Source organism: Diaphorobacter caeni, from assembly GCF_015354245.1.
GTDB lineage: Bacteria > Pseudomonadota > Gammaproteobacteria > Burkholderiales > Burkholderiaceae_C > Diaphorobacter_A > Diaphorobacter_A caeni.
In genome coordinates, this window is record NZ_JADKYZ010000010.1 from 126,009 (window position 1) to 149,660 (window position 23,652).

Sequence of the window (23,652 nt, forward strand, 5' to 3'; positions counted from 1 at the left end):
ATCGGCCAGGCAGGCATCGCTATGCTTCGGTGCCCGCCTGCAGCACCGCCTCCAGTTCCTGCCGCACCTGCGTCAGAAGCTGATCGGCCTTGCGTGTATTGATGCCGGCATAGGCCAGCGTCAGCAGCGTGAGCGGATGCACGTCCATGACCTCGCACAGCTCGGCCAGCTTGCTCAGGGTCGGGCTTTTGAGATCGCGCTCCAGCGTACTCATGTAGGTGCGGCTGGACACGTCGGAGAAGTCTTCCTGGCTCAGACCCCGGACCTTTCGGATGGTCTTCAATGCGTCCGATAATTTGTACTTCGCTGCCAACCTGGATCTCCCCCAAAATCCAAGATGACAGCCGATTGCGCCCTATAGGGCTACAATCTATAGTGTTCGTTTTTTTGCGGCTATACGCTTCTGTGCTTTGTAAGCGTCTGGCCATGCCGTCTTGACGCATGGCACCTGTGAGGACCGGGGCTATGAAGATACGGACTGCCAGCGGTGCGGCAAAAGCTCATCGATGCGGCTGTTGGCATGCGTGGGCAGCCGGGTGAGCACGTCCTTGAGATAGGTCCAGGGGTCGTGCCCATTCATCCTGGCCGACTGCAGCAGGCTCATGATCATGGCCGCGCGCTGGCCGGCCAACTCGCTGCCCGCAAACAACCAGTTGCGCCGGCCAAGGGCCCAGGGACGGATCTGGTTCTCGCAATGGTTGTTGTCGATGCTCACATGGCCATCGTCCAGGTGGCGCGTGAGCGCCGTCCAGCGGTTGAGGCTGTAATCAATGGCTGCGGCGATCGCACTGCCATCGGGCACGCGCTGGCGCTCCAGGATCAACCACGCATGCATTTCCTCCCAAAGGGGCCGTGCCCGTGCCTGTCGCACAGCCCGTCGATCATCGGCGCTCAATGCCTGAACGTCGCGCTCGATCCTGTAGAGCTGCGCGAAGCGCTGCACGGCTTGCATCGCCACCGGGCTCTGGCCATGCCTGATCAGTTCGTCGAACTTGCGCCTGGCATGTGCAGCACATCCGGCTGCGACACGGGTCTCCAACTTGATCACGCTGTCATATACCCCATAGCCGTCGCACACCAGCGTGCCCGACCACCCTTTGAGGAAGTCCACGGGATGGCGTGCCGCGCGGCTCAGGCAGAAGTCGTAGACCACGCCCGCCATCGCATCGAAGGCCCCACGGGCGTAGGCCCAGATGTACGCTCTCCTGGTCTTGCCGGCTCCTGGATCGAGCATCGCCACAGGCGTTTCGTCAGCATGCAGCACCTGGGCGCCGAGCACGAACGCCCGGTGGGCGTCGAACAGTGGTGTCAACGCAGCTCCCGCCTGCCCAGCCCATGACGCCAGCGTTGCGCGTGGGGTGTGAACGCCCGAGCGGGCGTTGATCTGTTCCTGGCGGTAGTAAGGCAGATGATCGACGAGGTGGCCGACCACCGTGTGCGCCAGCAGGCCAGGGGCAGGCATGCCTTTGTCGATGACCTGTGGGGCCACGGCCTCCTGGACCAGAACTTGACAGCACCGGCAGGCCCACTTGCCGCGCACGTGGCGATGCACGAAGAATTCTGCTGGCACGATGTCCAGCCGCTCCGAGACGTCCTCGCCGATGCGCACCATGGGCCGGCCGCAACCGGGTGATGGGCAGGTTGTGTCATCGGGTTCATGGCGGTGCTCCACGCGCCGCAGGTGAGCCGGCAGCATCTGGCGGCGCGGCCTCCTCGCAGCCCGCTCGCTGGCCTGCGGTGCCAATGCCTGGTCTGTCTCGCCCTGCAAGGCCTGCAACTGAGCCTCCAGGTTGGCTTGGTCTTCGGCCAACGTCTCTTCGAACATCTGGCGCTGCTCGGCGTTCATGCGCTCGGTCTTGGCGGCGAACCTCCACGCCTTCAGGCGCGCCAGCTCGAACGTGATGCGCTCGATCCTGGCGTCCTTGAATCTGAGCGCTTGCGCCTGCTGGGCAATCTGCTGGTCGCGCTCGCCAAGCTGCCTTGCCTGCTCGGCCATGCGTGCGAGCATCTGTTCGGCCAGCCGGGCCATCGCCTCAGGGTCCAGGGCACGCAGGTCCTGGGCGGTGAGTGCGGGCAGATCGAGCATGCGCCGATTGTGCACAGCGCCTCCGTGCCAGCACATCGGGTCATCTTCCGATTGCCCAGCGCCTTGCCCCAACTGCACTTTTGCACCGCCCGCACAGGTGCTCACATTCGGGTGATCGTCTTGATTTGCTCCAGGCGTTGCCAGGGAAGGCCCAGCACCAAGGCATCGAACTGCTCGCGTGTGAGCGTGATGGACGAAGCGCCTGCCACGCCATGGCGCGGCCATACGAAGCCTCCCTGGTGCAGGCGCCGTGTGGCACACCAGACGCCGAAGCCGTCATGCACTACCAGCTTGATGCGGTTGACCCGGACATTGGCAAAGAGATAGCCATGGTGTGCGTGGGCCGTACCGAAGACCTGCACCACGCGTGCGAGCAGGCTGTCCACGCCCGCTCGGATGTCGATGGGCTGCACCGCCAGCCACATGGCGTCGATGCGGATCATCGCAGCACCTCGCGCAGCCAGGCCGCGCAGGAGGACGCCGCGTCGACGGGCCAATGCACGGTGACTGGCGTGCCTGCGATGTTCAGCTCGATGCAGATGCTTGACGCACAGCGGCTCGGGCCCGGCTCGATTGCGATGGGCAGGAACGCCGGGGTGGGCTGGTTTGTCTCGGCACGCGCGCCAGAAGCGACCGGCAGAGCCTCTGCCGCGCCACGGTCATCGCGCACGCCCGCATCGCTGATCCAGCGCTGGAGTAGATCGGGCCTGATGCCATAGGCACGTGCAACGTCGGCGATTGTGTCGCGGGACTGCCGGTAACTCGCTATTACTCGATCCTTGAACGCTTGATCGTGCCGAAAGTAAGGGCGTGCCGTTACGTCTGGGGAGCTGGTGATTGTGCTCATGGGGCCACGCGGAAGTTGACATGGTCAGGAGACTCCTTCGTCGCCGATCAAGGTTCAAGATGGGATGGCCAGACGCTTACTGTGCTTTTACGGAAATCCGTATCCGTGGTTTTGGACAGAGGCGCAAAGCCGCTTCCGTGCTTTGGCGTAAAGCTTCATTTCCGCTTCTGTGCATTTACGCTTTGACGGATTTGATGCGAAGCGTATGAGTGCTTTTGTACTTTCGCACAAGCGCTTGACGAAGGTTTGCGATTCGTACTTGGGAAACAAGGCATGGGGGCGCATCATTGCCCGATGGGGGTTCAAACCATGACTCAACCACTTACCACCGACCAGGAGCGTGCGCAGCTGCTTGCCAATGGCAAGGACCGTGCGGCTGGCCTCACTACCGATCCTTTTCCAGTGGTGCGGTTGTTTACGCCAGATGCTCATGCCATCTGGCTATTGGTTTCACTCGACCCTGCCGATGGCGATACGGCCTACGGCCTTATCGACCTGGGGATCAGCATGCCCGAACTGGGCACTGTAAAGCTGTCCGACCTAGCCTCCATCGTCGGCCCGCGCAAGCAGCCCGTGATGCGGGATCGGTATTTCCAGGCAGTGCGCCCGCTATCGGAATACCTGCGGCTGGCCCAGGAAAACGGCTCCATCGTCGATTGAGCCGTTTGCGCCACGGCCAAGCCGGGCGTATTGATGCTATTTGCGTCTTGCTCAAGACCTATTGGGTCTTAATCCGCATTGTTGCGGAGAAGCAATGCAAGCCTGACGCAAACAGCCGTGACGGCTGTGGCGGTTTGTGGCAGTTTAGGTCTTGCAGGGCGCGGCCCATATTCACGCGCCATCGCCGCATTGAGACGATTTTGGCAATGTACCGGACTTAAATCGTCTTGACACCAAATTTACAGTTAATCCATTTTATTAACGACTGGATTCTGATGCGATAGTCTTTGCGCGTTGACGCCTGCGGCGATGTTCCTGCGATCCGACGGGAGCTTGCGTCATGGTCGATCATCATCTTGCGCACTGGTATCCGACTGCTGCCTACCTCTACGTTCTGAGCCTGGACGTGCTCGCGCTGGCCTGGGAGTACCTGCGCCGGCACCCCGATTACCGGCTCGACTGGCTGCGCCATCATCGCCGGCCGCGGGCTGCACATCAGGCGGCGCATCGCTGGGGCCTGCGCCTGTGGGAAGACCCGGCCCTGGATGCGCGCGATGCGCATCCGGCCTGGCTGCCCGGCCACGACGCGGTGGTGCAGCTTTACCCGGATGCCGACCCACCTCCCAATGCGCCTGTCTTCGATGTCTGGAGCATGCCTGGCCACAAGCAGGTGATCCACGACGGCAAGGGGCTGGCGCTGATCGCGCGCAGCCCTGGCCGCTGGCTGCGCTTTGCGCTGGCCCCCGGCCTGGAGGACGGTATGGCTGTCGCCCAGGCCCATCGCGGTCGTGGTGTGACGCATACGCCTGATACGCCAGCTCCTATGGTCCGGCCCAGGCCACCGCCTGCGGCCATGCTGGAGTTGCACACCCTGCAGGCGCTCGACGCCACCCTGGCGGGGGCGTCCTTGCGCGAGATCGCCGAAGGCTTGTTTGGCGCCGATGCCGTGGCCGCTGACTGGCACACCGACGGCGACCTGCGCGCCCGCGTGCGGCGCCTGGTGCATCGGGGCGATGCATTGATGCGCGGCGGCTACCGGCAATTAGCACAAATTCAGGTGCTTGAGAAGGGACGTTTTGAGGGGGACGCAAAACGTCCCTGAGCAAGAGGGCTTCTTTTTCTGAGACTGCCTCCATCCGGTTGCGCTGTGTGGCCGGAGCTTTGAAAGCTATGGAGGTTCTCACCATGCGTCCTGCCCCCTTGCATTCCGCTCCCGCTGCTGTCGCTGCGCCGACGCAGCCTCAGCGCTATCTGACCAATGACGAAGCCGCCGAGTACCTGCGCCTGTCGCCGCGCACGCTGGAGAAACAGCGCGTGTTCGGTGGCGGCCCCAAGTTCCGCAAGTTCGGCCGGCGCGTCATGTACGCCGTGGCCGACCTCGATGCCTGGGCGGCCGAGCGCAGCTTCGACAGCACGTCCGACCCCGAGTATGCCGAGCACCACTCGGCGGACAGCCGTGCGCGCTGATCGCTGGCACGCGCCAGGCCATCGCCATGTCCAGCCCCGCGCTGCCGTCCCGGCAGCGGCCCTCGCAAGAACGCGAACAGCTCGATCTGTTCCGCGCCCTGCCGGGCGACATGGCGCCGCGCGACAGCCAGGACCTGATGGCCTTTCCGTTTTTCTCGCTGGCCAAGTCGCGGCGCACAGCGCCGATCGACTTTCACAGCGGCAACGTCACGATCCGCGTGGAGGGCACGGCCGAACATGGCATTGCCACGATCTGGGATGCCGACATCCTGATCTGGGCCGCGTCGCAGATCGTAGAGGCACGCGACGCAGGCTTTCGCCCGTCGCGGCTGATGCAGGCCACGCCCTACGAGATCCTGCGCTTCATCGGCCGCGGCACGTCGCTACGCGACTACCAGCGCCTCAAGGCGGCCTTGGATCGCCTGCAATCGACCACGGTGGCCACGTCCATCCGCGAGACGACCGGGCGGCGCCTGCATCGGTTTTCGTGGATCAACGAGTGGAAGGAGCTGGCCGATGCCAAGGGAACGCCGCTGGGCATCGAGCTGATCCTGCCCGACTGGTTCTATGCGGGCGTGATGGATGCCGCCCTGGTGCTGACCATCGACCCGGCGTATTTCCGGCTCACGGGCGGCATCGAGCGCTGGCTGTATCGGGTCGTGAGAAAGCATGCGGGGTGGCAGGAGTCGGGCTGGCAATTCGATTTCGAGCACCTGTACCGCAAGTCAGGGAGCGCGGCGCGCTACTACGACTTCGCGGCCGACCTGCGCGCCCTAGTGGCGCGGCAGGCCCTGCCAGGCTATCGCCTGGGCATCGAGTACCGCTCCACGGCTGCTACGCCGCTGCTGACGTTTCGGCCTTTGCGCCCCGTGCCGTCCACGGCACGGGGATAACTGCGCCAAATCCTGTGGACGGGCTCGTGCTATCAGGCAACAAAAGTCTCGTGCTATCAGGCAACAGATCCTCGTGCTATCAGGCAACGAAATCGGCCGCCAGGCCAATGCTGGTGCGGGTTTCGGCCTCTCTTAACTTATCTAACCTAATTCCTAACACTAGTAGTAGCAGCGCCGCGCTTCGGTGGACAACTGCAAAAACGCATGCTCGGGCCAGCGATCTTTGCCATCGGCGTGCCGGTTTGACACGCGGGGCAAAGCCCAGCCGTTCAACAAGGAGGGCCGGGCCATGATCCTCGCCGTGCTCCACCAGAAGGGCGGCGTGGGCAAGACCACGCTCGCCACCCACATCGCCGGCGAGCTGGCGATGCGCGGGCAGTCGGTCATCCTGCTGGATGCCGACCCGCAGGGCTCCGCGCTGGACTGGACGCAGCGCAGAAGCCAGCAAGGTCTTCCAAGGCTGTTCAGCGCCGTGGGCCTGGCGCGTGAAACCTTGCACGACGAAGCACCAGAACTCGCCAGGCGGGCCGATCACGTGGTCATCGATGGCCCACCCAGGATCGCAGCCTTGGCGCGCTCCGCGCTGCTGGCGGCCGAGCGGGTGCTGATTCCGGTGCAGCCCAGTCCCTACGACCTGTGGGCCAGTGCCGAGATGGTGGCGTTGATTCTTGAAGCGCAGATGTTTCGACCACAGTTGCGCGCAGCCTTCGTCATCAACCGGCGCGTGGCCGCCACCGTGATCGGGCGCGAGGCACGCGGCGCGCTCGCCGAGCAGCCGCTGCCCGCGCTGCGCTCGGAAGTGCGCCAGCGCATCGTGTTCGCCGACAGCGTCGCCGCTGGCCGGCTTGCGCGCGAGACGGCGCCCGACGGCGCCGCCGCGCGCGAAATCACTGCGCTGGTCGATGAACTGCTGCGGTGGCCGTCATGACCGCGAAGCCACCGCCACGCGCAAAGCGCGTCGGCATCGGCGCGCGGCCGCCTGCGAATCCGTACGCCGAGGCGTGGATTCGCCAGGGCGATGCCGATGCGCTCAGCAAGGGCGATGTGTTCACCGCTCGCCTGACTCTCGACATCACACCAGCGCTGCGCTCGCGCATCAAGGTGTCGGCCTTCACGCAGGGCGTGACGGTGGCCGACCTGCTGCGCGCGCTGCTGGAACGGGAGTTTCCAGAACACCGCAGGGAGAACACTCCATGAATGCATCCGCTTTGCCGGCTGCTGGCGCGGCCACGGCTATGCCTGCCGCCTGGCCTGCTTCCACGCCGCTCACGCGCGTGGCGCTGGCCTACATCGACCAGCGCTTCGACCTCTATCTGCGCTTCGGCGAGCCGGCGCGCACCCTCCGGCTCGACCGCTGGCGGCGCTGCGCGGTGTTCCTGTCGGGCGCCGTGTTCTGTCGCATCCGCTGGCAGTCCAACGACTTCGGCACCATTCGCTGGCAGCTCATGGTGATGCAGGCTTGCACGCCATTGGATGGCGCGCAGCGCATCCCTGGCGTGCAGCCGGGCGCGCGCCTGCTGCTGCACGCCGAAGGTGACAAGGCCGTGCGCGCTGTGCTGGAACGCATCGACGCCATCGAGGTGCGTGGCATCGCGCCCGTCGCCGTCTCGCCTGCGTACTGGCGCACACTTGCAAACCGGATCGCCGCGCGCCTGCCGCTGCCCGATTACATCGCCGAGCGGCACGCCGCTTGGCTGGCCGGGAGGGCGCTGCCATGACCGCTCCCACTCGCTTTCGCATCGTGCTGGCGGTTCTGTCCGCCTGCGGCCTCGCTGCGCTGGCCTGGGCGGCTTTCGTGCAGCCGCTGCCGCGCCTGGTCTACAACCCGTCCGACAGCGTGGCGGTGGGCTGGTATCGCGTCGATCCGCTGTACAGCCGGCCCGACTCGCGGCCATGGGCTGCGCCCGTGGGCAGCATCGTGCTGACCGCGCTGCCGCCAGATGCTGCCGCACTGGCCGCGCAGCGCCGCTACCTGCCGGCTCGGGTGCCGTTGCTCAAACGTGTCGGTGCCATCGCGCCGCAGTATGTGTGCATCTTCGATGCACTGGTCTGGATCGACGGCGTGCCGGTGGCCGCCGTCCTGTCCGCCGACCGGTTGGGCCGCCCGCTGCCATACTGGCCGCACTGCCGCCGCCTCGAATCGGGCGAACTGTTCCTGTTAAGCAGCACCAATCCGGCGTCATTCGACAGCCGGTACTTCGGGCCGGTCAGCGCGTCCGCCGTGATCGGCGTGGCGCCCCCGGTCTGGCTGGCGTCTCGCCCATGACGGCCGCCGAAGTGCTGCACGTTGGCGTGCATCTCATCGTGCCATCGGGCGTGCAGTTCCGGTGCATGGCGGCATGTCTTCGCGCGTGCAATGCGAGTGCTGATGCTGCGCATCAGGCACCGCATTTCGCACCGGCTTCTGCGCTGCATTTCGGCGTGCCTGCGACTGCACTGCGGGCTGCCGACTCGCTGCACGCTTGCGTGCAGGCTATCGTGCTATCAGGCGTGTTTTCCCGGCTGCATGGGCCTTGTCTCTCCGCATGGCGTGCCCGTGCCTTCGCACGGCACACCGTGCTGCATCCGGCCCTGCACTTCGTGCAGTTGCCCATCGTGCAGGCGTCTTGCCTCGAACGCGCTGGGCCTGTGGCCCTGGCCGCGTTCGCCGGGGCGCTAGCTGCCCGCAGCACAGCGCCCCCGGGCCGCACTGGCCGGGCGCGGATGCGGGAGGCCAATGCGGAAGGCAAGACAAAAGGACGCGGCACCGGGCCACGTCGAAAGCCAGTCTGCACGTGGGTGTGGCGCGGCACGGAGCGGCTTCGCCGCCGTGCTGCTTGGGACGCGTTTCCCGCGCCAATACGGTCATATTCGCGTGCTTCGCACGACAGGACACGCCAGAGCTTGCAAGGAGCGCAGCCATGAGCGACCGCCGCGACGACGACTTCCGCATGCGTCCCAGCGCCCCGAAGAACCGGGGCAAGGGCCAGGGGCAGAGCTTCGTTTCCAAGGTGCTCAAGCAGACCGGCAAGGCCAGCGGCGGCAAGCCCGCGATGCGCCGTCCTAGCTCGCCGGGCGGCGGCAGGAGCGCCGGCCAGCGCCCCGGCTCGCGCCTGGGGCGCGGCCACACGGCGGCACGCTTCGCGGGCGCGAAGCTGACGCCCATGTCCCGGCGCGTGACCATCAAGACGCTGCTGGTCAATCACCAACGGGCCAGCCCGCAGTCGCTCGCCAAGCACCTGCGCTATATCGAGCGCGATGGCGTGGGCCGCGACGGCGAGCCGGGCCAAGCCTACGGGCCGCAGACCGACGCCGCCGATCTCGATGCCTTCAAGGAACGCTGCGCTGACGACCGGCACCACTTCCGCTTCATCCTCTCGCCCGAGGATGGCGCGGAGCTGGAAGACCTGCGCACCTACACGCGGCACCTCATGGGCCGCATGGAGGCCGACCTTGGGACGGGCCTCGATTGGGTGGCCGTGAACCACTGGAACACCGACAACCCGCACACGCACATCGTCGTGCGCGGATGTGACGACACGAGCAAAGACCTCATCATCGCGGGCGACTACATCGCCGATGGCTTCCGCCATCGCGCCGCCGAGCTGGCGACCGAATGGCTGGGGCCACGTACCGAGCTGGAGATCCAGCAGACCTTGGGGCGAGAGGTGGATCAGGAGCGGTGGACGAGCCTGGATCGCACCTTGAAGCGCGAGGCTGGCGACGATGGCCTGGTGCATGTCGAACGGCTCAACGAACCTCGCTTGCAACGCCAGCGCCTGCTGCTGATCGGTCGCCTGCAACGCTTGCAGCGCCTGGGCCTGGCCGACGAGACGCAGCCTGGCACCTGGGCCGTCCATGCCGATGCGGAAAAGACCTTGCGCGTCCTGGGCGAGCGCGGCGACATCATCCGCACCATGCAGAGGGCGATGCGCGGCGAGCCGCGCGAGCTGGCGGTGTTCGAGCCGGGAGAGGAGGGGAGAGGCATCCTCGGGCGCGTGGCCGCGAAAGGGCTGGTCGACGAGCTGCACGACCGGGGCTATCTGGTCATCGACGGCGTGGACGGCAAGGCCCACTACGTCGCGCTCAATGCCCGCGACGAGTTGGCAAACTACCCGACCGGAGCCGTCGTGGAGGTGAAGGGATCGGCCGACGTGCGCGCGGCCGACAGGAACATCGCCGCGCTGGCGAGCGGTGGCCTGTACCGCACCGGCCACCATCTCGCTATCGCGCAGGGCCAGGCCGTCCCCGGACGCGACCCGCAGGAGGTCGTGGCGGCCCACGTCCGCCGGCTGGAAGCCCTGCGCCGGGCAGGCATCGTGGAGCGTGTCACCGAGGGGCTGTGGAAGGTGCCGGGCGACCTGCCCGAGCAGGGCCGGCGCTACGACGCACAGCGCCTGGGCGGCGTGGCCGTGGAGCTGAAATCGCACCTGCCCATCGAACGGCAGGCCCGCGTGATCGGTGCCACTTGGCTCGACCAGCAGTTGATCGGCGGCGGCTCCGGCCTGGGCGACCTGGGCTTTGGTAGCGAGGCCAAGCAGGCGATGCAGCAGCGCGCCAACTTCCTGGCCGAACAGGGGCTGGCCGAGCGATGCGGGCAGCGCGTGATCCTGGCGCGCAACCTGCTGGGCACGCTGCGCAACCGGGAGCTGGTGCAGGCCGCCAAGGACATAGCCGCCGATACCGGCTTGGAGCATCGCCCGGTGGCCGACGGGCAGCGTGTGGCCGGCATCTACCGGCGAAGCGTCATGCTCGCCAGCGGACGCTACGCGATGCTCGACGACGGCAAGGCATTCAGCCTCGTGCCCTGGAGGCCCGTCATCGAACAGCGCCTGGGCCAACAGCTCGCCGCCACTGTGCGCGGCGGCGGCACGTCGTGGGAGATTGGCCGCCAGCGCGGGCCAACGATCTAAACGAGACGCTGCTGGTTTAGCTCCTGCGCCGTTCGATGCCACAGTAGTTCTCCAATCTGATATGCAAAATCTAGATATTTCTGCTTCTGTTCTTTTTATGGTGAGAACGCCATAGTTACCCATTGGAGCGGGGTATCCAGCGCAGGCGCTTGGCACCGCTGCCATGAGGTACCTATGTCAGACACAGAACACCTACCCCACGCCCGCAAATCCCCAAAAGTCATTCCGATCGTTTCGGAGGCTGCTTCGCTCTACGAGGCTCGCACGAAGATCCAGCCTCGCTCTATCAGCGGGAAGTTCGCGGCTTGGCGATGGATCATGGTCTGGATCACACAGATCGTATTCTACGGATTGCCCTGGCTGGAGTGGGGCCAGCGCCAGATGGTGCTGTTCGATCTGGGCGCGCGGCGCTTCTACCTCTTCGGGCTGGTGCTGTACCCACAGGATTTCATCTATCTCACAGGGCTGCTCATCATCTCGGCGCTGGCGCTGTTCCTCTTCACGGCAACTGCCGGGCGGCTGTGGTGCGGCTTCTCCTGTCCACAAACGGTCTACACGGAAATCTTCCTGTGGCTTGAGCATCGAATTGAAGGGGAACGAAGCGCGCGTTTGCGCCTTGACGCAAGCGGTTGGTCGTTCGAGAAGCTGTGGAAGCGAACTGCCAAGCACGGGGCGTGGCTGCTGGTCTCGTTGTGGACGGGATTCACCTTCGTGGGCTACTTCGTTCCGATACGGCAACTCGGCGGCGAATTGCTTGCGCTGCACGGTTCATGGCAGATTTTCTGGGTGCTTTTTTATGGCGCTGCCACCTATGGAAACGCTGGCTTCCTACGCGAGCAGGTCTGCAAGTACATGTGCCCCTACGCGCGTTTTCAGAGCGCCATGTTCGACAAGGACACGCTCATCGTCACCTACGATGAGCAGCGCGGCGAGCCTCGGGGTGCGCGTAGCAAGACCAAAGCCTCGGCAGCGCTCGGCGACTGCATCGACTGCACCTTGTGCGTACAGGTCTGCCCGGTAGGCATCGACATCCGCAACGGCTTGCAGTACGAATGCATCGGTTGCGGCCTCTGCATCGACGCATGCAATAGCGTGATTGACAAGGTGAGCTTGCCTCGCGGGTTGATCCGGCTGGCAACACCCAACGGCATGGCGGGGCGCTGGAGTTCCGCACGCATGCTTCGCCGCGTGGGGCGGCCTCGCGTATTGGGTTACACAGCCGTCCTGGTTGTCCTGAGTGCGGCCATGATCGCTAGCCTGGCTCTACGCACCCCGCTCAAGGTGGATGTAGTGCGTGATCGGGCTGCGCTGTCTCGCATCGTGGCAGGAGGCAAGCTCGAAAACGTCTACCGCCTGCAGATCATGAATGCAACCGAGTCGCCACAGCGCTACCGCATTGGCGCGCGAGGCATTGACGGTGTGGAGGTCGCTTCTCAGCCCGAGGTCGAGGTGGGAGCCACCCAGGCGCAGTGGGTGGCGGTGCAACTGCGCATCCCCTACGGATCAGCCCCAGAAGGGGCACACCCGGTATATTTCGATGTGGAGTCGCTCGGCCCCAATGCGGCCCGCGTTTCTGAGAAGTCCTCGTTCTTAGTGCCGCGATGAGTGGCGCCACTTGAAGGAAGCATTCAATGTTCAGCCTTACAGCCCTTGAACTGGCCCGCATCCAGTTCGGCTTCACCATCTCGTTCCACATTATTTTTCCGGCGATCACCATTGGACTCGCGAGCTACCTGGCCGTACTCGAAGGCTTGTGGCTTTGGCGCAAAGATCCGGTATATCGGGATCTCTACCATTTCTGGTCGCGCATCTTCGCGGTCAACTTCGCGATGGGCGTGGTGTCAGGACTCGTCATGGCCTACCAGTTCGGCACGAACTGGAGCCACTACTCTGCTTTCGCGGGCAGCATCACTGGCCCCTTGCTGGCTTATGAGGTTCTCACAGCCTTTTTCCTGGAGGCCGGATTCCTCGGCGTGATGCTGTTTGGCTGGCACAAGGTCGGGCCTGGCCTGCACTTCTTCTCGACCGTCATGGTGGCCTTGGGCACACTGGTGTCGGCCACCTGGATTCTGGCTTCCAACAGTTGGATGCAGACGCCGCAGGGTTTCGAGATCGTCAACAACGTGGTGGTGCCGGTCAACTGGATCGAGGTCATCTTCAACCCCTCGTTTCCCTATCGCCTGGCACACATGACTATGGCGGCATTCATCTCCACCGCGCTCTTTGTGGGTGCGTCGGGGGCTTGGCATCTTCTGCGCGGCAACGACAACCCCCGTGTGCGCACCATGCTCTCTATGGCGCTTTGGATGTTGCTCGCGGCAACCCCGCTGCAGATCGCGATTGGCGACATGCACGGGCTCAACACCCTGAAACATCAGCCCGCCAAGGTCGCCGCTATGGAGGGGCATTGGGAGAACAAGCCAGGTGAGGGCGTGCCTCTAGTGTTGTTCGGATGGCCCGATATGGAGGCCGAGACTACGCGCAACGCCGTTGAGGTGCCCCGACTGGGTAGCCTGATCCTTACCCACTCATGGGATGGACAGTATCAGGGACTCAAGGAGTTCGCCCCAGAAGACAGGCCCAACGTCCTCATCGTGTTCTGGAGCTTCCGCGTGATGGTGGGCCTGGGCATGCTCATGCTGCTGCTGGCGGTTTTGGGGGCGTGGCTACGCTGGCGCAAAAGACTGTACGGCAGCCGTGCGTTCCTGCGCTTCGCCACGTGGATGGGGCCTTCGGGCTTGATCGCCGTTCTCGCGGGGTGGTTCACCACCGAAGTCGGCCGCCAGCCCTGGATCGTCTACGGCGTCATGCGCACGAAGGACGCTGTCTCCAATCACTCGGCAGAAGTATTAGGGGCCACGCTGGTCATTTTCGTCATCGCCTATCTGGCAGTGTTTGGCATCGGCGTGCGTTACATGCTCAAGCTCGTGGGGCAAGGGCCGCAACCCCATGAAGACGCAAACGACGCCGACGTACCGACCAATCGTCCCGCCCGTCCCCTGTCCGCCGCGCCAGACGCGCCAGACGCAAATTCGCCCACACATCATCAAGAGGTTTGAATCATGGGTATAGATCTGCCAGTCGTCTGGTTTGCCATCATCGTATTTGGCTTGATGATGTACGTCATCATGGACGGGTTCGATCTGGGCATCGGCATCCTGTTCCCGTTTGTGCGCGACCGCGATAGTCGCGACGTCATGGTCAACACCGTGGCTCCGGTGTGGGATGGCAACGAAACTTGGCTCGTGCTCGGCGGCGCCGGTCTCATGGCCGCGTTCCCGCTGGCCTATGCCGTCGTGTTGAGCGCGCTGTATTTGCCGCTGCTGCTCATGCTCCTGGGGCTGATTTGGCGTGGCGTAGCCTTTGAATTCCGTTTCAAGGCCGACGAGAGCCACAGACCTTTCTGGGACAAAGCGTTCATGGCAGGCTCTTATGTCGCCACGTTCTTCCAAGGCGTTGCACTGGGCGCATTCCTGAATGGTTTTAATGTGCGGAATGGCACTTTCGTCGGTGGAGCATTTGACTGGCTCACGCCGTTCAGCCTGTTTACGGGGTTGGGACTTATCGTTGCCTACGCGCTGCTCGGTGTGACGTGGCTCATCATCAAGACCGAAGGGTTCATCCACGACCGGATGGTGGTATTGGCTCGCCCCGTCACGTTGGTGCTGCTCGTTGTCATCGCGATCGTGAGCGCGTGGACACCGCTCGCCCACTTGGGCATTGCACAGCGGTGGTTTAACTGGCCCAACATCGCGTTTTTCGCGCCGGTACCGCTGCTGGTGCTGCTCACGGGCTACGGTCTGGTTCGCAGCCTGCGGGGGGGAGATCCCGGTGCCACGCCTTTCATACTCGCGTTGTGTCTACTGTTCCTCGGGTACAGCGGTTTGGGCATTAGCGTATGGCCGAACATTATTCCGCCTGGCATCACCATTCGGGAAGCCGCTGCGCCGCCGCAGAGCATGGGATTCGCGCTCGTGGGCGCTTTGCTGATTATCCCGTTCATCCTGGCATACACCGCCTGGTCATACTACGTGTTCCGCGGCAAGGTGCGGCAGGGTGAGGGCTACCACTGATGGCGTCCCCCGCACCTCAAGGCGTGTCGTGGTGGCGCCGTGTCGGCTGGCTGGTCTTGATCTGGGCCGCCAGTGTGGCGACCCTCTCCGGGGTGGCTCTGCTTTTCCGTGCGCTAATGCGGTTTGTCGGGATGAGTAGTTAGGGCGCCATCGCGGGCTATGCGCGGGAGCAAGCAATCATTTCTGTATTTGCTTATTCAGCAACTGCGACTCAAGCGCAAGCCATTCGGCGTCACCCATGATCTGGGCTAATTCCAGAGGCTCCGGCTCCGTAGCGACCGGCTTGCCATCCAACGACACTTGCAATCGACCCAGCGCATTAGCCATCGCAGCCGCGGCAGCCACAGGCAGTATCGAAGGAAGGCTAACTCGCCTCACACCCAGTTCCCGCAAACGTGGCACAGGCACCATCCCTGCAGAGCGAGCTGGTGCCAGTCCCGTACCAACATTCAGGCTCACAGGTACATCCAGAACGCGAACCAACTCCTCGATATCAGCTTCGCTCTTGGGTGCGATTGGCATCACTACATCAGCGCCAGCGTCCTGATAGGCCCTGCAGCGTCGAACGACAGAACCTTGATCCTCGCAAGCGAATGCATCGGTGCGCACAATGAGGGCGAAATCCGAGCTCCGTCGTGCTGTGCAAGCAGCACGAATCTTGGCCACCATTTCTACCTCGGGCACAACCTCTTTACCTGACCCGGCCCCGAATCGTCGAGGCACCACCTGATCTTCAAGGTTGATACCTGCAGCGCCGGCCTCCTCGAACATCTGAACGGTGTGGTAGACGCCAAGGGGGTTTCCGTAGCCCGCATCGGCGTCAGCCGTCACCGGGATGGAAGCCATGCGCGTAAGGCGACGGCAGTGCTCGACTGCTTCGGTTAGCGTCAGTAGTCCCACATCGGGCATTCCCAGCAAAGCTTGCGACAGCACTGCGCCACTGATGGCCGCACTCGAGAATCCTGCACTCTCCACGATTCGCAGGCTGAACAGGTCGTGCACTCCAGGAGCAATCACGAAGGGATGCTCGCGCCACACTTGGCGTAGCGCTGCCGGGCCAGCGCCTGGAGCAAGTCTATTGCGCGATTGAGTCATGCGGCCTCTCCATCTATCAGCGTTTTGGGACGTGCGCAGCAACGCCGCGCACGGGCCATCACCCAGCCTGCCTCGGCCCGATCCTGGATGCCTGCATCCGCTGGCACCGCCTGGGCCCAAGCCAGCTCATTTGCGCGGGGCGCGTACCCAATATTGACGATCTCGACCTGTTCAGGGCGCATGCATGTGGTAAGACGAAAGCCAAAATCCCGTGATGCATCAATAAGGTCGCGAAAGTCGTCTGCCCCCTGAAAATCCAATACGCTGCCCAGATAGCCACAGGGCAAGATACCTGCCGCTGCGGCGGCGGACACGAGACGAGCTTTGCCATAGGCCAATGTGTCTCGTCCCGCACGCATGCGCGCTTCACGCGCCAAATCCTCCCCGCCGAGGGCAATGGCAACATTGCGCGAAGTCGCTGCTGCAATGTCATCCATCTGCGTAAGAGCTGCAGCGGTCTCCACCAAGGGAATGAAACAAATCTGTCCCTCGGGCAATCCAGCACGCCTTTCCAACAAAGAGACGAATTCATCCAGCAGCAACAGGTGCTGAGCGCTGGCGGCCTTGGTTACAAGAAGGCCCCGCACTTCGGCGCGCACGGCTTGCTGCAAGTCTGCGACGGCCTCGTCCAATGGTCGGTTGATGCGCACTAGCACATCGATGCCCTGCGCGGCGAAGCCCTGTGCCAGTTCAGCAAGTCGGCTCCGGGCATAGGTTTTTTCTGCAGAGGGCACGAAATCCTCAAGGTCGAGAACCACTGCATCCGGACGGCAACCCAAGGGAAAAGCGTTGGCGTGTGCCGTATGTGCTGGCAAGTACAGCATCGACATCCAGGTCGGCAGCACTCGTTGGTGAGAACTGGGATGAGCGTTCTGCATCATTCGAGGACAATGTTCTGGCGCTTGGCAATGTCCTTGCGCATGGCAAGCTCCTTTTCAATCCGCCGCGCAAACTGAGGCGAGCTTCCTCCATCGGCCACTGCGCCGTTTCTTTTCAGCTGGGCCAATACCGCTGGATCCTTCAGCGCAACATTCGCCGCCTCATTGAGCTTCTTGATGATTTCCGCAGGTGTCTTGCCTGGGGCCACAAGTCCGAACCACGCGACATTGTTGAGTGCAGGAAGGCCCGCTTCCGTGTAAGTCGGCACATCGGGCAATTCAGCCACGCGGCTTGGCGAAGCAACTGCCAGCGCACGTAGCTTGCCGCTTTGGATAAAGGCCAGCGACGACGACAGATTGTCGAACTGCGCAGCCACTTGACCCGAGATGGTGTCGGTCAATCCAGGGGCCGAGCCCCGATAGGGGACATGCACCATATCCACGCCCGCAACGCTTTTAAACTGCTCACCATCCATGTGTGCAATACCACCCGTTCCCGACGACGCAAAGCTGTACTTGCCGGGGTGGGCTTTGAGCAACGCGATGAACTCCGCCATGTTGCTTGCTGGAATTCCGGGATTGATGGTGAGCACATTGGGCACGGAAGCGATATCCACAACCGGGGTAAAGTCGTGGATCGGGTCATAGGGGATCTGGCACATGGCTGCAGGCGCGGTCGCCAACGTGCTCACCGTGGCAATTCCCAACGTATATCCGTCGGGTGCAGACTTTGCGACAGCATTTGCGCCCACCACCCCCCCACTGCCGTTGCGGTTTTCCACCACGAAAGGCTGGCCTAACTGACGACCCAACGCCTCAGCCAGAATGCGCCCAAGGATGTCTGTCGTGCCACCGGGGGGATAAGGCACGACGATTTTGACGGGGCGAGATGGATAGCTTTGCGCAAACGCTACTGCCGGAGCAGCCGACAACAGGCTCAGCGCAGCAAGGGTCATAGCCATGCGGCAGTTCAGCCGAATAAGTGCGGTCTTCGTCATGGATGTGTCCTTTACTCACTCGGCATCTGCTTGGCCAAAGCCTTGTATCCAGCTTGGCGAGAGGCGATATCTCGACTCCAGTCTGACCCGGGCAGATAGGCAAGCACGGGCGCATCCGCGCCAGCCTTGGATACGTAGGCAGGATCTTTGAGCGTGGCCTCGATTGCAGCCTGCAGTCGCACCTGGATCGAGGAATCCAGGCCCTGGGGCCCTGCGAACCCTCGCTCAGCCGGCATCACAGCATCGATGCCCTGCTCCGCAGCCGTCGGCACCTCCTGTAGTCGCGCCGCACGGGTACGACTCAGTTGCGCAACCACTCTGAAAGGGCTGCCGGATCCGCTCTCGGGCAGCTCTCCGGTCGTCATGGCCGCCAAGTCGATATGGTTGCCCAACAGTGCCGTCTTGGACTGAGCTGTACCGTTGAACGGAATTTCGTTGAACTTCACCCCGGCAATGGCCTGTAGCTGCAGCATGGCCAAATGACCGTTGGTGCCGATGCCGTTGTGGCCAAACGAGACACTTGACGGTTTTTCCTTCAGCGTTTTGACTATGTCGGTCAAGCTGGCGGCCGGCCCTTGATTGCGCGCGACGAGTACCGTGGGGTCACTGAGAACACGTGCTATCAGCGCGATCTTTGCTGGGTCGTATTGCGTCTTCTTGTACATCGGAACGAACACAAGAGCCGGCACGTTGACGATACCCACGGTATAGCCGTCCGGCTTGGCGCGCATCAGCGCCGTGTTCGACAACTCGCTTGCGGCTCCTGGTCGATTGACCACCACAAAAGTTGCCTTGCCTCCCAAGTGCTTCTGCACGAACGGCAGCATGTTGCGCACCATCACGTCGGTGCCCCCCCCGGCAGCAAATCCCACCAGAACTTCGATGGGTTTGTCGTCGGGCCAGGCCGCCAAGGCGGAAGACGTGCCGCACAGAAATGCAGCGCAAAAGATTCCAGTGTTTAAACGAGACAGTTTGAATGCCATGCTGATTCCTGCAATCGATCCGATGAGACGGAGTCGATGGTAGGAATGCTTGCGCATGAAGAAAAGCGACTAATCTGCACCCCCGTGCTTTCCAAAAATCGATGGACCGGCGGGCATCACTCCCGGCATGGAGAAATCAGCTTCTTCGGCTATCAGGTTTTTCAATTGATGCACGACATGCCGAATATCATCTCTACGCCAATGAATGCAGTAGCTCAGATTAGGTAAAGCAGGCTCGCAACGGAGTTGTACCAAGCTCCCAGCCTTCAGCAGCGGCCTCACACAGGTGAGGGGGAAAAAGCTGATGCCAACGCCACCCATCGTCATTGCGATCAGAGCGAGCAGGCTGTTGCACACCAGCGCGCGTGGGATGGTCAAGCGCGCGTTTTCGGCCCAGCGCTCAAAAGTGTGTCTGAGGGTGGATTCCGCAGGCAGTGTGATGACCGGATGCTCCTGAAAATGACGAGCAGTAAGCAACGTGCCTGCGGACAGGAGATACGGCGCCGACATCCACGCATATTCCAGCTCTGCGACGGGATAATTCAGCAGTGCAGCGGAGCGCGAGGGGCCGGGAATCACCGCGAAGTCTAAATCTCCGCGTTCTACCTTGCGCTCCAACCCACGTGTGAGATCCACATGAGGCTCCAGTGTCAGCTGTGGAAATGCAAGATTCACACGTTTGACAAAGCGCGGCAGCCAGGTCGAGGCGACCAACTCACTTACCCCAAATCTGCAAAGCCCTTGCAATGGTACGACGTCGCCCAAGGCCGCGCGGGCTTGATCTTCGATTTCCAGCATTCGCGCCGCATACGGCAATAATTGCGCACCTGCATCGCTCAACGTAGCGCGCTGCCCAAGGCGATTGAACAAGACGTGGCCAAGGCTCAGTTCAAGTTCTGATATTCGCTTGGAAAGTGAAGATTGGGTGACATGCAATCGTGCCGATGCAGCGGCGAAGCTGCCAAGACTAGCGGCCCAATAAAAGGCTTCCAACTGCTTCAGCGTCATAGCTCCAGACCTTCACAAACTAGCCCTTGGCACGCTCGTGCACCGACTCTTCCGGTGAGATGCCACTGGAAGTACACGCCGACAAAGATCCGCATCTATATTTCAGCGGAGGAGCCAACCATGAACCCCCGAAGAGAGAATGAAGCTCGCTTGTTGCGATCCAACTGGCGGGGCTGTTAGCATTCATTTTGAATATTCAATGGTGCACACTTTATCGATCGACCTGTCTTTCCAATCATGGAAGGCTCATGTCCAAAGGAGACATAAGGACTACGGTGATGATCCCCACAATCACTATCCCTAGCACCAAGGCTGCGGCCAGCAGGGAACTTCCGCGCAACGCCGCACGTTTGACCTTCCCCTTCTTTTTTCCTTGGTCGTAATGCCACTTGATGGCGAAGAACATGCAGGTTCCGAACACGGCAACCTTGAACGTAATGAAGACTATTGGAACCCAATCCATTTTTGTGCATTTCCAGATTGTTACTTGTGGGTATATTTCGGGAGTTGCATTACCCACGGCCACACTAAACGTCTGTTAGTACAGTGAACTTGCTACGCACTATCAATATTCCGGTTTGCATGGAGTCCTAGATCGTTGCCAACCCCTCAAGGCGCATCCGACGGCCGTAGGCACAGAGTACCGACTGGTCGAAGGCTATCGGCGTCAGTGCACTCGCCACTCGCCTATCTACCGCCTGAACGGAAAACAGGATTTCATCGGAGGTGCTGATACCTAGTATCTGCAGCGTATGCGGATCTATTTCTGAAGGGGGATTGAGCCAAGTCACGGGAAGGCTCACAACAGCCCTCCGATGAGCGGAACCAGGACGCTCGTTGCAATCGCATTCAGGCCCATCGCCAACGCAGCAAAACCAACCGCAGCCTCACTGATCTGGAAAGCCTGGGCAGTGCCGATAGCATGAGCGGAAGCGCCCAGTGCGAAACCACGAACCACGTCATTGCGGATCTTCAGCAAACTCAACAATCCACCTGCAAGAACTGCAGCGGAGATACCCGTCAATGCCACGGCTACCGCGCTGATCGGCGCAGACCCGCCCATACTTTCTGCAACCGGCATTGCCACTGGCATGGTGGCCGATTTGGGCGCCAGCGACATCATCAGCGACCAGTCGCCGCCCAGCAGCCAGGCAATCCCCATCGCCGATATGACGGCAGTGACAGAGCCCGCTAGCAATGCGCCCATCACCGGCCACCAAATGCCCTGAAGCCGTCCCCGCTGGCGGTAGAGCGGGAGCGCGAGCGCTACGGTCGCCGGCCCTGCAAGCCAGGAGAGCGGCTTCGCACCTTCCCGGTACGGGCCATAAGGGATTCCTGCGCCCACCAATACAGCCACCACGACGGCGGAGCCCGTCAGCACGGGCAACAGCAGGCTCCAGCCACTGCGCCGGTACGCCCACAGCGCTAATGAATATGCAGCAACCGTCAGCAGCATCGCGGCCATCGCGGTCATCCAGGGCTGAGCGTCGATCATGCTCCTATCCCTTGGCGTTTTAGCAGCATCTGCAGGGTGAACGCCGTGACTGCCAAAGTCAGTGCAGCGCCAGCGATGCTAGCCACCATGAAAGGGAGCCAGCCAGACCTCAATATCTGGAACTGCTCCATCACTCCCGCCACGGTGGGGATGAAGAAAAGCATCATGTGCTTTAGCAGCGGCAAGCTCGCCGACTCAACAACGTGCGCCAGCCGTCCAGAGCACCCCAGCGCCAACAACAGAAGCATCATGCCGACGATGGCAGGCGGAACCGGCAGGGCCAGCCATCGCCCGAGCGTCGCGCCTGCGAACAGCATCGTGGCCAAAATTGCAAAGCCCAGAGACAGCCGTCGCCCCCAGGAGGCGATTGCTCGAATGCGCAGGGATGTACCGCTCACAACAAACTCTTTCTGATCACATGCGCTGGCTTAGATGAGCACTCAGGGTTCGGGTGCAACGGTCATGGGCCACGACCAGGGCATCGCACTGCCATTGAATATTTGGAAGATTGCACCTGCACGTATGCGCGCGCCGATCCTTGGTGCCACCACCTGATCCGCTCTATCCAGTGTGCTCACCAGACCAATGGATAGCAATATGCAGAATTCTCAAAATAGACCGTATCAGATCGTATGGATATACTGGAAATCCTCTCTTAAAAGGCTTCCAGACGGATCAGTTCCACCGTGATGCCTTCTGTGTGGATCAAAAAAAGTGAAACGCTACGAGCAACTCGCAGGCGACATTGCTGAGTCTATCGCCAATGGCACATTGCCCCCAGGTGCTCGATTGCCATCGGTGCGCCAGACCAGCGACAGCCGCGGTGTCAGCCCGTCCACCGTGTTCCAGGCTTACTACCTGCTCGAAGGGCGCGGCCTGATCCAGGCGCGGCCGCGATCTGGCTACTACGTAGCGGCTGCCGCCGCCACTGTGCCGGAGCCAGAGCCCTCCCGCCCCAGCGGCGAGCAACAGGACGTCGAAGTCTCCGAACTCGTCTTCCAGCTACTGGAGCACATGCGCGACCGCGATCTGGTTCCGCTCGGGTCGGCTTTCCCCGATCCATCACTGTTCCCGCTCGACAAACTGGCGATGGCCCAGAGCAAGGCGATGCGCCACCTCGACCCCTGGCGCACGGTCGAGCATCTGTCGCCAGGCAATCCTGAACTGCGCCGGCAGATCACGCTGCGCTACCTGGCAACGGCCTTTGCCATCGACGCGCATGAATTGGTCATCACCAACGGCGCGATGGAGGCGCTGAACCTGAGCCTCGAAGTCGTCACCCAGCCCGGCGACTTGGTGGCCGTCGAATCGCCGACCTTCTACGGCGCCTTGCAGGCGCTGGAGCGCCTGAACCTGCGCGCCATTGAGGTGCAGACCCATCCACGCACAGGCGTGGATATTTCCGCCCTTGCCGCGATATTGGAAAGGCACCCGGTGAAGGCGTGTTGGTTCATGCCGAATTTTCAGAACCCCCTGGGCAGCCTGATGCCTGACGAGGCCAAACAGGCGCTGGTGCGGCTGCTGTCCGAGCGCCAGATCCCGTTGATCGAGGACGACGTCTACGGCGACCTCTATTTCGGAACGCACAAACCTCGGCCCGCCAAGGCGTGGGACACCGAGGGACTGGTGCTGCATTGCAGCTCGTTTTCCAAGACCCTCGCGCCCGGCTACCGGATTGGCTGGGTAGCCGCCGGACGCTTCGCGGCCACGCTTGCCCGGCGCAAGCTGATGAGTTCGCTGACCGCCGCGATACCGTCCCAGGAGGCGCTGTCGCGCTATCTGCAGCAAGGCAGCTACGACCGCCACTTGCGGCGCCTGAGACTCACGTTGCAGGGGAATCGGGCCGTGGCGCTGCGATCCATTGGCCAGCACTTCCCGGCGGGAACGCGGGCCTCGCCACCGGAAGGCGGCTACTTCCTGTGGATCGAGTTGCCCAGCCGCATCGACGCGCTGGCATTGCACCGGCTGGCACTGGCCCATCACGTGAGCAGCGCGCCTGGGCACCTCTTCTCTGCGGATCATCGCTTCCGCCATCATCTGCGCATCAACTTCGGGCAGGCGGATTCTGCGCAGCTCGACGCGGCGCTCAAGCAGTTAGGGAAACTCGCAAATTCGCTGGCCCAACGCGGCTCGGCGCCGTGAACCGTGAGTGGCGGGGCAACCTGATATGTTCAAATATTCCGCATCTGCTGCTTTCTTTGGCGACCGTTTAGAGCCATATTGGTGAAGTCCAGTGGGGCACATGCCCTGACTTTTCCTTATGGAGCAGCCACTTCT

General features: G+C 62.5%; 26 protein-coding genes. 14 read left to right on the top strand and 12 right to left on the bottom strand.

The genetic code is table 11. The annotated features are described in order from the left end of the window. Window positions 1-19 precede the first annotated feature (19 nt). The 4 genes from ISG32_RS22840 to ISG32_RS22855 form a co-directional block, all read right to left on the bottom strand. On the bottom strand, window positions 20-313 hold the full coding sequence (locus ISG32_RS22840; RefSeq protein ID WP_194773332.1) for a helix-turn-helix domain-containing protein: 294 nt from the start codon (window positions 311-313) through the stop codon (window positions 20-22). Window positions 314-463: 150 nt separating this feature from the next. Beyond that, a complete protein-coding gene (tnpC, locus tag ISG32_RS22845) occupies window positions 464-2,086 on the bottom strand; it encodes an IS66 family transposase (protein ID WP_194773436.1) in 1,623 nt (540 codons plus the stop codon). A 101-nt stretch (window positions 2,087-2,187) separates the two neighbouring features. Then, complete coding sequence (gene tnpB, locus ISG32_RS22850; protein WP_194773333.1) at window positions 2,188-2,529, bottom strand: IS66 family insertion sequence element accessory protein TnpB; 342 nt, start codon at window positions 2,527-2,529, stop codon at window positions 2,188-2,190. Then, window positions 2,526-2,933: a transposase gene (locus ISG32_RS22855; protein WP_194773334.1), complete on the bottom strand. Its 408-nt coding sequence runs from the start codon at window positions 2,931-2,933 to the stop codon at window positions 2,526-2,528. The genes tnpB and ISG32_RS22855 overlap by 4 nt, the downstream gene beginning before the upstream one ends. A 309-nt stretch (window positions 2,934-3,242) precedes the next feature. Between ISG32_RS22855 and ISG32_RS22860 the strand changes: the two genes are divergently transcribed. From ISG32_RS22860 to ISG32_RS22920, 13 genes are all read left to right on the top strand, one after another. Beyond that, window positions 3,243-3,593, top strand: a complete 351-nt coding sequence (locus tag ISG32_RS22860; protein ID WP_194773335.1) for a DUF2958 domain-containing protein — start codon at window positions 3,243-3,245, stop codon at window positions 3,591-3,593. Between the two features lie 340 nt (window positions 3,594-3,933). Continuing rightward, the gene (locus tag ISG32_RS22865; RefSeq protein WP_194773336.1) at window positions 3,934-4,695 is read left to right on the top strand and encodes a DUF2285 domain-containing protein; all 762 of its coding nucleotides are present in this window, start codon (window positions 3,934-3,936) and stop codon (window positions 4,693-4,695) included. An 83-nt stretch (window positions 4,696-4,778) separates the two neighbouring features. Continuing rightward, a complete protein-coding gene (locus tag ISG32_RS22870; protein WP_194773337.1) occupies window positions 4,779-5,060 on the top strand; it encodes a helix-turn-helix transcriptional regulator in 282 nt (93 codons plus the stop codon). Between the two features lie 26 nt (window positions 5,061-5,086). Beyond that, window positions 5,087-5,953 carry a replication initiator protein A gene (locus ISG32_RS22875; RefSeq protein WP_194773338.1) on the top strand — a complete coding sequence of 289 codons (867 nt, stop codon included), beginning with the start codon at window positions 5,087-5,089 and terminating at the stop codon, window positions 5,951-5,953. A gap of 289 nt (window positions 5,954-6,242) precedes the next feature. Beyond that, window positions 6,243-6,881, top strand: a complete 639-nt coding sequence (gene parA / locus ISG32_RS22880) for a ParA family partition ATPase (RefSeq protein WP_194773339.1) — start codon at window positions 6,243-6,245, stop codon at window positions 6,879-6,881. Continuing rightward, entirely contained in the window at window positions 6,878-7,150 is a 273-nt protein-coding gene (locus tag ISG32_RS22885) for a chromosome partitioning protein ParB (protein WP_194773340.1), read from the top strand. Before parA ends, ISG32_RS22885 begins: the two co-directional genes overlap by 4 nt. Next, window positions 7,147-7,671: a DUF2840 domain-containing protein gene (locus tag ISG32_RS22890; RefSeq protein WP_194773341.1), complete on the top strand. Its 525-nt coding sequence runs from the start codon at window positions 7,147-7,149 to the stop codon at window positions 7,669-7,671. The genes ISG32_RS22885 and ISG32_RS22890 overlap by 4 nt, the downstream gene beginning before the upstream one ends. Then, window positions 7,668-8,219, top strand: a complete 552-nt coding sequence (locus ISG32_RS22895) for a S26 family signal peptidase (protein ID WP_194773342.1) — start codon at window positions 7,668-7,670, stop codon at window positions 8,217-8,219. Before ISG32_RS22890 ends, ISG32_RS22895 begins: the two co-directional genes overlap by 4 nt. Before the next feature lie 634 nt (window positions 8,220-8,853). Continuing rightward, complete coding sequence (locus tag ISG32_RS22900; protein WP_194773343.1) at window positions 8,854-10,845, top strand: relaxase/mobilization nuclease domain-containing protein; 1,992 nt, start codon at window positions 8,854-8,856, stop codon at window positions 10,843-10,845. A 174-nt stretch (window positions 10,846-11,019) separates the two neighbouring features. Next, window positions 11,020-12,450, top strand: coding sequence for a cytochrome c oxidase accessory protein CcoG (ccoG, locus tag ISG32_RS22905; RefSeq protein WP_194773344.1), 1,431 nt, complete (start codon window positions 11,020-11,022; stop codon window positions 12,448-12,450). 26 nt (window positions 12,451-12,476) lie between these two features. Continuing rightward, a complete protein-coding gene (locus tag ISG32_RS22910; RefSeq protein WP_194773345.1) occupies window positions 12,477-13,904 on the top strand; it encodes a cytochrome ubiquinol oxidase subunit I in 1,428 nt (475 codons plus the stop codon). A gap of 3 nt (window positions 13,905-13,907) precedes the next feature. Next, window positions 13,908-14,918 carry a cytochrome d ubiquinol oxidase subunit II gene (gene cydB, locus ISG32_RS22915; RefSeq protein WP_194773346.1) on the top strand — a complete coding sequence of 337 codons (1,011 nt, stop codon included), beginning with the start codon at window positions 13,908-13,910 and terminating at the stop codon, window positions 14,916-14,918. After that, on the top strand, window positions 14,918-15,061 hold the full coding sequence (locus tag ISG32_RS22920; protein ID WP_194773347.1) for a DUF2474 domain-containing protein: 144 nt from the start codon (window positions 14,918-14,920) through the stop codon (window positions 15,059-15,061). The genes cydB and ISG32_RS22920 overlap by 1 nt, the downstream gene beginning before the upstream one ends. Window positions 15,062-15,095: 34 nt before the next feature. On the opposite strand, the gene ISG32_RS22925 is transcribed toward ISG32_RS22920, so the two are convergent. The 8 genes from ISG32_RS22925 to ISG32_RS22960 form a co-directional block, all read right to left on the bottom strand. Continuing rightward, window positions 15,096-16,013 (bottom strand): isocitrate lyase/PEP mutase family protein, encoded by a 918-nt coding sequence (locus tag ISG32_RS22925; protein ID WP_194773348.1) that lies wholly within the window; start codon window positions 16,011-16,013, stop codon window positions 15,096-15,098. Next, window positions 16,010-16,894 (bottom strand): HpcH/HpaI aldolase/citrate lyase family protein, encoded by an 885-nt coding sequence (locus ISG32_RS22930; RefSeq protein WP_194773349.1) that lies wholly within the window; start codon window positions 16,892-16,894, stop codon window positions 16,010-16,012. Before ISG32_RS22930 ends, ISG32_RS22925 begins: the two co-directional genes overlap by 4 nt. Next, the gene (locus ISG32_RS22935) at window positions 16,891-17,889 is read right to left on the bottom strand and encodes a Bug family tripartite tricarboxylate transporter substrate binding protein (RefSeq protein WP_194773350.1); all 999 of its coding nucleotides are present in this window, start codon (window positions 17,887-17,889) and stop codon (window positions 16,891-16,893) included. The genes ISG32_RS22930 and ISG32_RS22935 overlap by 4 nt, the downstream gene beginning before the upstream one ends. A gap of 11 nt (window positions 17,890-17,900) precedes the next feature. Next, complete coding sequence (locus ISG32_RS22940) at window positions 17,901-18,872, bottom strand: tripartite tricarboxylate transporter substrate binding protein (protein ID WP_194773351.1); 972 nt, start codon at window positions 18,870-18,872, stop codon at window positions 17,901-17,903. Window positions 18,873-18,941: 69 nt separating this feature from the next. Then, window positions 18,942-19,880: a LysR family transcriptional regulator gene (locus ISG32_RS22945; protein ID WP_194773352.1), complete on the bottom strand. Its 939-nt coding sequence runs from the start codon at window positions 19,878-19,880 to the stop codon at window positions 18,942-18,944. 235 nt (window positions 19,881-20,115) lie between these two features. Further along, complete coding sequence (locus ISG32_RS22950; RefSeq protein ID WP_194773353.1) at window positions 20,116-20,343, bottom strand: hypothetical protein; 228 nt, start codon at window positions 20,341-20,343, stop codon at window positions 20,116-20,118. 336 nt (window positions 20,344-20,679) lie between these two features. Continuing rightward, complete coding sequence (locus ISG32_RS22955; RefSeq protein ID WP_194773354.1) at window positions 20,680-21,375, bottom strand: LrgB family protein; 696 nt, start codon at window positions 21,373-21,375, stop codon at window positions 20,680-20,682. After that, the gene (locus ISG32_RS22960) at window positions 21,372-21,773 is read right to left on the bottom strand and encodes a CidA/LrgA family protein (RefSeq protein ID WP_194773355.1); all 402 of its coding nucleotides are present in this window, start codon (window positions 21,771-21,773) and stop codon (window positions 21,372-21,374) included. Before ISG32_RS22960 ends, ISG32_RS22955 begins: the two co-directional genes overlap by 4 nt. A 316-nt stretch (window positions 21,774-22,089) precedes the next feature. On the opposite strand from ISG32_RS22960, the gene ISG32_RS22965 reads away from it, so the two are divergent. Continuing rightward, on the top strand, window positions 22,090-23,517 hold the full coding sequence (locus ISG32_RS22965; RefSeq protein ID WP_194773356.1) for an aminotransferase-like domain-containing protein: 1,428 nt from the start codon (window positions 22,090-22,092) through the stop codon (window positions 23,515-23,517). Window positions 23,518-23,652: the final 135 nt, after the last annotated feature.